General features: G+C 46.1%; 6 protein-coding genes. 3 read left to right on the forward strand and 3 right to left on the reverse strand.

The window, feature by feature from the left end; translation table 11 throughout:
• Positions 1–71 precede the first annotated feature (71 nt).
• Positions 72–1268: an ATP-binding protein gene (locus C5749_RS17065; RefSeq protein WP_105727447.1), complete on the forward strand. Its 1197-nt coding sequence runs from the start codon at positions 72–74 to the stop codon at positions 1266–1268.
• A gap of 135 nt (positions 1269–1403) precedes the next feature.
• On the opposite strand, the gene C5749_RS17070 is transcribed toward C5749_RS17065, so the two are convergent.
• From C5749_RS17070 to glmS, 3 genes are read right to left on the reverse strand one after another with little or no spacing between them, the layout of a single operon-like run.
• Complete coding sequence (locus tag C5749_RS17070) at positions 1404–2363, reverse strand: nucleotidyltransferase family protein (protein ID WP_105727448.1); 960 nt, start codon at positions 2361–2363, stop codon at positions 1404–1406.
• Positions 2353–4572, reverse strand: a complete 2220-nt coding sequence (locus tag C5749_RS17075) for a DUF4954 family protein (protein ID WP_105727449.1) — start codon at positions 4570–4572, stop codon at positions 2353–2355. Before C5749_RS17075 ends, C5749_RS17070 begins: the two co-directional genes overlap by 11 nt.
• A 3-nt stretch (positions 4573–4575) precedes the next feature.
• Positions 4576–6417, reverse strand: a complete 1842-nt coding sequence (glmS, locus tag C5749_RS17080; RefSeq protein ID WP_105727450.1) for a glutamine--fructose-6-phosphate transaminase (isomerizing) — start codon at positions 6415–6417, stop codon at positions 4576–4578.
• 240 nt (positions 6418–6657) lie between these two features.
• Here glmS and C5749_RS17085 point away from each other — a divergent pair, with 240 nt between their 5' ends.
• Positions 6658–9909, forward strand: coding sequence for a SusC/RagA family TonB-linked outer membrane protein (locus C5749_RS17085; RefSeq protein ID WP_105727451.1), 3252 nt, complete (start codon positions 6658–6660; stop codon positions 9907–9909).
• Between the two features lie 11 nt (positions 9910–9920).
• Positions 9921–11441: a RagB/SusD family nutrient uptake outer membrane protein gene (locus C5749_RS17090; RefSeq protein WP_105727452.1), complete on the forward strand. Its 1521-nt coding sequence runs from the start codon at positions 9921–9923 to the stop codon at positions 11439–11441.
• The last annotated feature ends 16 nt before the right edge of the window (positions 11442–11457 follow it).

The raw sequence follows: 11457 nt of genomic DNA on the forward strand, positions 1-11457 counted from the left end.
ATACGATATCGGTATAAAAACGTATCGTCCACGATACGTTTTAAGGTTAATTTCGTACCTTTGACGATACAATGGAAGCGTTAATTAACAAATACAGAGATTTACTGCAACAGACTGATATCAGTTTTGTCCGTGGATTGAGCAATAAAATCAATTGGGATGCGCGTGCTGTATGCATTGAGGGAGCGAGAGGTACGGGCAAATCTACCCTTATGCTACAGCATATCAAGTCTACGCTGCCTCTCCATTTGACACTATATCTCTCCTTGGATGATCTATATTTCAAGCAACATAGCCTGCTGTCTGTTGCGGAACGCTTTTATCAGGAAGGCGGAAGATACCTTTTTTTAGATGAGGTGCATAAATATGCCGATTGGCAAACGGAGGTGAAGAATTTATATGACTTCAAACCACAACTCCACATTGTGGTGTCTGGCTCATCCATATTGGCTTTACAACAATCCAATGCGGACCTTAGCCGACGTCTGTTACGCTATCATTTGCCTGAGCTATCTCTTCGGGAGTTTGTTGCCCTCAAAACAGGTGTCGCCCTTCCGGAATATCAGCTACACGATTTGTTAGAAAATCATCAAGCTATAGTAGACGACATCAAAAAATCTGTGACCTCTCCATTAAAATTTTTTCGAGAATATCTGACATACGGAGCGTACCCCTTTTTTAAAGAGGGAGAATCCGGATATCTCATGCGTATCCAGCAGCTGATCAACGTTATTATTGATTACGATCTTCCAGAAGCACGACCGATGGAAGTCAGCACATTGGCTAAGTTGAAAAAATTGCTTTATATCATATCGACGGCAGTTCCCTTTACACCGAATATCACGCGTTTGGCTGAACAAATATCCACTTCTCGAAACAGATTGCTGGATATGTTGGAACTTCTTGAAAAGGCGCAGCTGATCCGCAACTTACGCAGCTCTTCCTTTGGCATCAGCCTCATGAATAAGCCTGAAAAAGTTTTTCTTCACAACAATAGCCTAATCATGGCGCTGGCAGAAGGGCAAGCTAATTCGGGCAATTTGAGAGAGACATTTTTCTACACACAGCTCAGTGGTGCAGGCTATCGCGTGTCCTACCCTAAAATGGGTGACTTTTTGGTTGAACAAAAATATACCTTTGAAGTCGGCGGTAAAAATAAGACTTTCAAACAGATCGCCGATGAGCCAGAGGCTTATCTTGCCATCGATGATCTGGAATATGGAACTTCGCGTAAAATCCCGCTTTGGCTTTTTGGTTTTCTTTATTAGCTCAACTCGACACATCTTAAACAAAGCCCGAGTAACTCATTTTACCTTTTTCGGCCGATGTAAAACAGTGTTTACATCGGCCGAATTTGACAAATTGAATATAAAAATTAAACGTGCTCTGGATGGATCCGAAGATCAATAATCCAAATAAAGATCAGCATCCACCTGTTTTTTGGCTTCCCATACCGCCGGTGGGTACGCTCCATTAGCGACTAAGAAAGCAATACGCTCTTTTACCACCTCTTTATCTTCCTTGTAGGTCACACCGAACCATTTAGCGGAAGTGGGTAAAACTGCGCAGCTTGCCATGCCCTGTTTCACCATGTAGTCAGGGATATCAGGGATAAAAAATTCAGCTTTTGGATTTTCCTTATGCTTCTCCACAAACTCGGGGAAAAGAGCCCGGGCCACCTCAAGTACCTTCGGGGAAAAACCCCAGAAATTCATGGAGACGCGTGCGTCAGGGGCTAACTCATGTTCCGTGCCACCTTCTTCAAAGACAATGTGCTCCTCTTGGTCGGTGTATCGGCGATAAATATTGGTTCGCTCGGTCACGCTGCGCATATAGCCGTTCTGATCTACATCGCATACGCCACGGGAAACATACCCATAATCAGACAACGTCTTACCGACCTCAAAGCCCACCATGGCCATTTTATCGTCTGCTACGTCGCGCTGCAAAAATTGGCTCATTTTTTCGAATGCTTCATAACCATAAAAGTCATCGGCATTGATTACACAAAACGGCCCATCGATCTCATGCTCGGCGCTCATCACAGCATGTCCCGTTCCCCACGGCTTCTGGCGTTCGATATCAAGGTCGATCCCGAACTTGCGCAGGTTAAAATCCTGAAAAGCATAGGCGACGTCAATTTTGCCGCGTAGTTTATCATCGAAGTTTTCTTTCATGATGTCGAGAAATTCCTCGCGAATTACAAAAACGACTTTTCCGAATCCCGCTTTGATGGCGTCGTAAATGGAATAATCAATAATTTTCTCTTGGTTGGGACCAAACCCGTCCACCTGTTTAGCCGATCCATAACGGCTGGCCATACCAGCCGCTAAGATGACCAGCGTAGGTCTCTTATTCAGCATGATTCTTTATTTTTTTTAGTTCTAGAATGATGTTATTAATCGTCGTTTCCATCGTTTGGCATTCTTGTTCCTGCTTTCTGATAAAGGCATTATCGTGTAGTGCACCGACGACCTTATCCATCTCGTTGTCGTTGCCATATACCATTTTGCGGAAAGGGTTAGTATAGTCCTTTTCCCTGGACCGAAAAATTTGGGTACATAACCATTTTTTTGTTTCCAGCGTATCGTGCAGCAAATGCAATAGCCACTCCAAGTCATGCTCATTTTGCCACGGCGCTCCGCCTTGCAGCTCCGCATAAGATGCCAGTGCATGCTGCAGACGTGTCATCGGATAAGAAGCGCTGGTTTCGTGATACCAACTATGAATCTCTTCCCAAGAATCTATTTCGCCTGTTTTCAGGCGTTCCAATACCCCTTGGAGTTCCTCCACGTCCACCAGCTGTCCGCCGACATTATCGAATGTGGCACGACCTGTATCCCCGAGGGTGTCAAGCAATAATAGGAATTCGCCCATCGAAACGCGATCGAGCGCAGTCATAATCTCCGATCCTGCATAGTAGGCAATCATGCGCCTATATACTTGATAAGCTTCGTAAGGTTTTGCAAGCACGACATCCCGTTTTGAGCATTCTACCCCCTCAATCAGTACTTCGCCCAACGGAGTAGGTTGGTTGCTAAGCAGGACGGATTGCCCTATTTCGCGATACGCCATATCGTTTAAGCCTGATTTTCCGGACAAAGATTTGCCTACGGCCAATTCGATAATCTCTAGGCCTTCAAACATCGCGTTTACGGTGTCTGGTGCCAGAATATCGTATTCAAAGTACTGGTTTTTTAACTTTCTATTGTCTCGGCCGGCAAATTTATCCGTATTCCGCATCAGTGCATAGGCATTGTATAAAAACCAATAGCCCGGTAACAGCACTAAACGGTCGTTCTTCAGATCTAAACTGACCAATGAAAAGGGAAGCCGGATATCCAACTCATACAGGAAATCTCCCTTTACAAGTAACGTATAAGCGGCAAAGCGGGAGTTATGCTTCAAGCTGACGCATAAGCCTGGCCAGAATCCGCGTTCGGCAATAATCTCGCCGTCTGCCCCCCGGGAGTTGTGGTTAGAGCCCACGGTAGCTCCCGCCGCCATGTTGCTCTGTCCTTTTACCAACGCAGCACATAAGAAGGAGTTGTTGTGATGTTGCTCGTGCGCAGGGAAGATCAGCGCATTAAGCACTTCGCAACAGGAGATTGTTGAATTGTCGCCCAAGAAGGAGTTGATCAAGCGTGCGCCGTATTTCAATTGCGAAAATGAGGAAAGAAAAAAACGGACTGCTTTCACACCGTAAAAAACGCGGCAACCGAAACCGATAATACCATTTACGAGTTCACAGCCCTCGCCAATCTGCGTGATGGCATCGGCGCGTGAGTTTACCGTTACATTCTTTAGTTTATTGATGCCTTTGATGTAGGCGTAGGCGCCAATGTGGACATCTTTGATGGTCTTGGAATTTTTTATGACTACACCCTCACCGACGACGCTGTAATACCCTCTTCGCCGATCAAATTTTTTATCGGTGATTTCCTGAAAGCGACGTTGAAGGATATCATCATCGCGGTATCGGGTCCAGAGATAGGCATCTGATGCTTGCATACCCTCAAAAGCCGTAACTGCTCGTTTACCATTCTCGTTACACAGCTCCAGCACGATACGTTGCTCTTCTTGCTCTCCCTCTTTTACGATGCCATTTCCAAACTTCGCTACAGGGCTGGTTAACATTTCGTCAATGGAAGAAAGCATCACTTCCCTTTCCAATATAAAGTGTGCCAGGTATTTGACGTTGTGGACGGCCGCATCTGGACCGATATCACAACTCACAATGTGGCTGTTATAGATGCCCACTGGTAGCTCCAATCCTTTATGTTCCAGTACAGAAGGTGTCATGTCGCCAATCCGAACCAAGCCGGAAAAGGATGAATTTCGGATCATGTCCGGGAGGAAATGTGCCGTCACCTTAACGTTATCCCAGTTCGCAGCATAATTGCCATTGCGAATTAGGAGCTGCTTTTCCTGTTCTGTTAAAGGGCGATAGGCAATCGTATCCTTTTGTTGTTCAAAGCGCCTGCTATATTCCGATTCTCCTGCTGATAGATAGGGAGCATCCACGAAGCCGTAGCCGAAGTCGGATACTGTTCTCTTCTGAATTTTTCCCATAGGTTATTCTACTGTTACAGATTTCGCTAAGTTCCGTGGCTTATCTACATCTACTTGTAATTCTATACCCACGTAATAGGATAGTAGCTGCAAAGGAACGACAGCCAATAGCGGTGAAATCAATTCATCCGATTTTGGCACTGTTATTACGTCCTCGGCCAACTGCTCTGCCATTTCGTCACCTTCGGATACAACGGCGATCAAGCGGCCTTTTCTAGCTTTGATTTCCTGCATATTGCTGACAACCTTCTCGTAGAATGGGTCTTGTGTAGCCACGAATACCACCGGCAGATGCTCATCTACCAACGCGATTGGGCCATGTTTCATTTCTGCCGCCGGATAGCCTTCGGCGTGTATATATGAAATTTCCTTTAGTTTTAGGGCTCCCTCGAGTGCGATCGGGAAATTATAACCTCTTCCTAAGAAGAGAAAATCGCGTGCATCTTTATATTTGGTAGCGATCCGCTTGATATTGTCCAATTGGTTGTCTAATATCCATTGCACCTGTTCTGGAACGGCGTGCAAGGCCGCGATCAGTTGACGCAAACGTTCTGGACTGGCGGTCCCTTTCATCTGCGCAAGCTTCAGCGCGAAAAGTTCCAATACGACAAGTTGTGCTGTAAAAGCTTTCGTACTCGCGACACCAATCTCGGGTCCGGCGTGTGTATAGGCCCCTGCATCGGCCATCCGTGCGATAGAGGACCCTACGACATTCACAATACCGAAAATAGTGGCTCCTTGTTTTTTTGCATTCTCTAACGCCACCAGCGTATCGGCGGTTTCGCCACTCTGGGACACGGCAATAATGACATCGTTTTCGTCGATAATCGGATTTCGGTAGCGGAATTCCGACGCATATTCCACCTCCACATTTACGCGGCAAAGCTCTTCGATCAGGTATTCTGCCAAAAGGCCGGCGTGCCAGCTGGTGCCACAGGCCACGATGATAATGCGGCGCGCTGCTAGCAATTTATCTTTTATAGCGTCCAACCCGCTCAGGGTCAACATAGCCTGTTCCACATCTAGTCGTCCGCGGAAGGAGTCGAATATCGTCTGCGGCTGTTCGAAGATTTCTTTGAGCATAAAGTGCTCATAACCGCTCTTTTCGATCGCGGCTAAATCCAAGTCCAAGCGTTGCACGAACGGCGTTAATTTTTCGTTAACTAAATTCTTCAAGATGAGTTCGTCCGGACGGACAATCACCATTTCGTAGTCGTTTATATACACGACGTCTTTTGTATAGGCCAGCATAGGGGATGCATCTGAACCTAAGAAATGCTCATTTTCGCCCACGCCGATTACCAAAGGCGATCCTTTCCTGGCAGCTATGATGGTGTCTGGCATGTCGTTGTCCAGAAGCAGAATCACATAAGCACCCGTAATGCGTTTCAAGGCTATCCGAACGGCTTCTTCTAACGAGCACTTATTGTTCATACGGATATCGGCGATAAAATTAACCAATACTTCCGAGTCGGTATCGCTCGCAAAGGTATAACCTTTCTTTTCTAGCTCTGCCTTTAACTGGGCGTAGTTTTCAATAATTCCATTATGGATCATCGCAATGGAGCCGTCGTTGGAGAGATGGGGGTGCGCGTTGCGGTCGCAGGGTTCGCCGTGCGTAGCCCAGCGGGTGTGGCCGATACCAATCTTGGATAGTGGTTGTTGCTCACCTACCACCCCTTCCAAGGCAGCTACTTTGCCTTCTTTTTTGAACACCTGCAGATTTCCATCGACAAGCAGGGCGACGCCAGCGCTGTCGTATCCTCTATATTCCAGGCGCTTTAACCCTGAGATTAGTACAGGGTAAGCAGGTTTGCTACCTACGTAGCCTACGATTCCACACATAATTTACTGTTGTTTGTTTTAACGATACTGTTTTTTTTAAAATACGTATCGGCATTGTGACAAGAACTGTGCCATGGCGAGTATGATATTTTATTAAGCACTATTAGTATTCCAGCTTGGCAGTCTATGAAAACGTTTTTGTTTCGAAGGTTAATAATGCAACTATAATATTGTGTTGATCTTTACTTAATATGTATATCCTAACATTGCCTCCATAATTTACGGAATTAAAATAAGGATATGCGAAGCAATTTTAGTAAGGTAGCATTGGTTTTATGTGCAGTTTTCCTCTCTCCAATTTTAACAAAGGCAAATATCGCTCATCAATCGATAAGCAGTAGGTTGCAGCAGCAAGGTACGATCACCGGGCAGGTCATCAATCAGGCCGGCGAATCGGTTGTTGGCGCATCTATTACCAATCTATCGACACAAACTGTCGTACGTTCGGATGACAGCGGTATTTTTGCCATTGCAGGTACGGTTGGCGATGACCTTCAGGTAAGTTTTGTCGGTTACCAGACACTGGTGCAACCGATACAGCAGCCCTCAGGTAACCTTTTCCAGTTGCATAGTCAGGAGAATACCTTGGAAGAGGTGACCGTCTCCATTGGTTATCAAACCGTTCGAAAATCCGATTTGACCGGGGCTATTTCAAATGTAAAAGCAGAAGAGCTTAATTTGACCGCCCCAAAACTTTCGCAAGCTTTAGTGGGCAAGCTAGCCGGTGTGCAAGTTTCGCAGACTAGTGGAGCTCCGTACGACGGCACCAAGATTCGGGTACGTGGTATAGGGTCTGTAAATGCCAGTTCGGATCCACTTTACGTTATAGACGGCTATCCCGCGGGGAATAATCTAAATATAAACCCAAATGATATTGAATCCATCGATGTATTGAAAGACGCTGCTTCCGCAGCCATCTACGGATCGAGAGCGGCGGGCGGAGTAGTCTTGATTACCACCAAAAGAGGCAAACAGGGGAAAAATAATGTTGATTACGAAGTATTAGCGGGCTTCGGTCAGCTCTCCAAAAAAATCGATCTATTGGATGCTGACGAATTTATCGACCTGATTATCGATGGCCGCAATAATTCGTATAAAGATCTATTGATGAGCAGAGGTATGGAATGGACAGATGCACGGCGTTTTGACACCAACGCGCAGCGCGTCGCTAATGTGGGCAATGCGGGATCAGTCTCCATACCCGAGGACTACTACGATTTCGCTACTGGAACGGCAAAGCCAGCAAAATACAATACCGACTGGCAGGACGAACTTTATCGCAATGCCCCCTTTCAACGCCATAATGTCTCCGTATCGGGTGGCAATGAAAAGAACCGATATTTTGTGAGCGGATCGTACCAAAACCAGGATGGAATTATGCTCGGAACGGGCCAGCAGGTATTCAATTTCCGTACAAATGTAGATACGAAAGTGAAGGATTGGCTCACCTTTGGCGCGAATGTTTCGTATACCTACAACGATAATAACGAAGTGACGACCGGACGCTATGATCGGAGCCCATCGATGGCAGCGTTAATCTACTTGCCAACGTTGCCTGCTTATAATGAAGATGGCTCTTACGCGCAATATCTTATGGCAGGCTTCAGTGCTAATAATTATGGGATCCAAAACCCGGAGAACCCTTTAGCTTACGTCACGAAAATAAGAAACAACCGCAAACAAAAAAAGGGGTTGTACAACGCATTCGCCGATTTCAGGATGATGGAAGGTTTACATTTTAAAGTGAATGGCGGTTTGTCCACGCACGAAGAAAAGTACGACTATTATCGTCCCGTTAGCATCTCGAACGGAAACTATAGACCTTATTCAGATCAGGCGAAAACCGCGGCGTATGCAGACGCGTTGACCAATAGTTCGTTGGACAAGTTATTGGAGACGACACTGAACTATAGCAAAACCTTTGCGGATAAACACGAAGTGATGGGCTTGTTGGGTTACTCCGCACAGCAAACGGATCTGGACTATGTCGGGGTGCGTGCAAGAGGGTTTGAAAGTGATGCGGTGCCTGAGATAACACATAAAGGAGCAGACCCCTCATTTTTTGAGTTGTTGCCGAATGATACCTATAAAACGAGAACGACGATGCAGTCTTATTTTGGGCGTGTGAACTACGCGTACGATTCCAGATACTTTATTTCCGCAAGCTTTCGACGGGATGGATCCTCTCGATTTGGACCAAACAGTAAATGGGGTTCATTCCCTTCGGTATCCGCGGGATGGACAATTTCCAATGAGGATTTTTATAACTCCTGGTTGGGAACTGGATCTAGTTTAAAATTGCGGGGAAGTTGGGGTAAGAGTGGTAACAATAATATTGGCGATTATCGCGCCATCACGGCGTACAATACACCGGGTGGAGTCATCATCGGCGATAAAGTAGCCACCGGTTACTGGCCTGACGACCTTCGGGATCCAAATCTAAGTTGGGAAACCACAGCACAGACCAACCTGGGACTGGATGTAGGCATACTGAACAATAGACTGAACGTAATCACTAATTTTTACCTGAGTCGCTCATCCAATCTCCTGTTCAATCAGCCTATAACGGCAGTGTCTGGCGCGACAACGATTTTGACCAATCTGCCCAATAGTAAAGTGGAAAACAGAGGTTTTGATATACAGGTCGACGCGGCGCTTATCAGAAAGGCAAATTTCAGTCTGGGATTCAGTGGAAATATCAATGTGAACCGGAATAAGGTACTGGACCTGGGAGGCGCTTCGACGATTATAACAAACGGCGCGGAACGCTCCTATCTTACCCATATCACGCAAGAAGGTAGCCCTATCGGAATGTTCTACGGATTTAAAGTGTTAGGCATAGCCAATGAGGAAAATTACCAAACGGTAGCTCCATCGGCGGCGTCCTCTACACCGTTGCAACCGGGCGATCTATATTTTGAAGATGTTGATGGCAATGGTATCGTCAATGATGAGGATAAGCGGATCATTGGTAATCCGCATCCGGACTTTACGTATGGATTCGCTTTTGATGCGCGCTATAAGCATTTTGACATCCGTGCGTCGTTCAACGGCTCGCAGGGCAATCAGGTGCTTGATGGGTATGACTATTACCTCTATAATATGGAAGGTTCGGGGAATCAATATGCCGATGTTGCCCAACGGTATCGGTCTCCCCAGGATCCAGGCAATGGTAAAGTGTACCGCGCATCACGTGGAGGTACACAAAGTAACAGCACCCGGTTATCGACGTTTTACCTGCAAGACGGATCCTACCTACGGATGACTAACATCTTGCTTGGATATTCGCTGCCGGCCGATATTGCGCAGAAGTGGACATTGGCCGGTGTACGCATCTATGCGAGCGTGGACAATCCTTTCACGATAACCAAATACAAAGGATATAACCCTGAACCAGATTACGATCAACGAGGCAATTTGACGCCAGGGGTAGATTACGGGCTGTATCCGTTGGTGAGATCATATAATCTGGGACTAAAAGTAACTTTCTAAAACTGATACTAATGAAAAAAAGATATTTATTACCGTTTGTTTTGTTCGCGCTTACTGCTTGTGATAAAGATTTCCTGAATCAGGAAGACCCTAATGGGGTAGCCATCGAGAACTATTTTGAAACGGAGAACGATGTGCTGTTGGCGATCAATGGACTTTATCAAGGGCTCCGTTCTGGGAATACAGTTGGTGAAGGTAGTACGCTGTTCAATGAGGAGCGATCGGATAATACCGGGCGTAATGATAATCAGTCGGCGGCGGGCGAACCCTTCCAGTTCAACGACTTCGCTATTCTAGCCGGGAATACGTATTTAAAGTCCCATTGGTCTGACATGTACAATGCTATTGCACGGTGTAATGTAGTTTTAACACATATCGACCAGGTAGCTTTCACGGGCGAAGAACTCAAGAATCGTTACAAAGCGGAAGCGAAGTTCGTACGGGCTTTACTCTATTTCCACATGGTACGAAAGTTCGGTGATATTCCATTATCCATCGAAGAGATCAAGGATAAGGCACAGGCAGATGCCATTGGCTATCGGCAGAAAGAGGCCGTGGTCTATCAGCAAATTGTAACCGACCTCACCGAAGCACTTGAAAGTAATATCCCAGATACGCAGCATGAATATGAGGTTGGGCGTGCATCCAAGGCCGCCATCAATGCGCTCCTAGGACAGGTTTATCTCACCATGGGCGCTACTGCAACAGACAATAAACAAGAAAATTTCATAAAAGCCGAACAACATCTTGAAGCGTCCTATGGTATGCGGAACTTCGGAAAACTGACGGAGATTCCGTATGAGGATGTATTTGATGTAGCTAAAAAGAATACCTGTGAAGAACTTGTATTCCAGGTGCAATATCTCCAGGGTAATAACCGGTTTAGTTCCGGCATTGCCCGAAATTACCAGGCGAGAGGGGAAACGATCAACTCACAATATGAATCTACCGGAGCAGGACAGGTCGTGAAGTTGGACTTGGTGAAGGATTTTGAAGCAAACGATAAACGAAAAGACTTTTCAATTAAGTTTGCGGCAAGCCCTCAGGTAAACGACTGGTTTGTGACCAAATTTAGAGATGTTAGCCAAGCAGCCGGTACAGCAGGTTGGGGCGGAAACGATTGGATTCTTATTCGTTATGCTGATGTGATGTTGTTATTGGCGGAAACAAAACTACATCTAGGAAAACAGACGGAAGCTATTGCCTTGCTGGATGAAGTGCGGCAACGGGCAGGTTTACCGGGCTATGCCGTCGCAATGCAGGACGCGGGCTATAAAGAAAAATACCCCACGCTAAAAGATGCCATCCTGCACGAAAGACGCGTGGAGCTGGCCTTCGAGAACCACCGCTGGTTTGATTTAGTCCGAAACTATGCTGCCGAAGAACTGGTAGCCTATTTTAATCAGAAAGATCAAGCTGATTATGGTAATGCAAAGTTGTCTAATATTTCTACGAAGGATCGCTATTTTCCGATTCCGTTTGACGAGCATAAATTAAACCCCGAGAAAATGTACCAGAACCCGGGGTATTAAGTGTCACGGACAACGT

This window comes from Sphingobacterium gobiense, from assembly GCF_002980575.1.
GTDB classification, from domain to species: Bacteria; Bacteroidota; Bacteroidia; order Sphingobacteriales; family Sphingobacteriaceae; genus Sphingobacterium; species Sphingobacterium gobiense.

Excerpts from the sequence above, each read along its gene's own strand:
- C5749_RS17090 (WP_105727452.1), top strand. The coding sequence starts at position 9,921 with ATGAAAAAAAGATATTTATTACCGTTTGTTTTGTTCGCGCTTACTGCT.
- C5749_RS17085 (WP_105727451.1), top strand. The coding sequence starts at position 6,658 with ATGCGAAGCAATTTTAGTAAGGTAGCATTGGTTTTATGTGCAGTTTTC.
- C5749_RS17070 (WP_105727448.1), bottom strand. The coding sequence starts at position 2,363 with ATGCTGAATAAGAGACCTACGCTGGTCATCTTAGCGGCTGGTATGGCC.
- C5749_RS17075 (WP_105727449.1), bottom strand. The coding sequence starts at position 4,572 with ATGGGAAAAATTCAGAAGAGAACAGTATCCGACTTCGGCTACGGCTTC.
- glmS (WP_105727450.1), bottom strand. The coding sequence starts at position 6,417 with ATGTGTGGAATCGTAGGCTACGTAGGTAGCAAACCTGCTTACCCTGTA.
- C5749_RS17065 (WP_105727447.1), top strand. The coding sequence starts at position 72 with ATGGAAGCGTTAATTAACAAATACAGAGATTTACTGCAACAGACTGAT.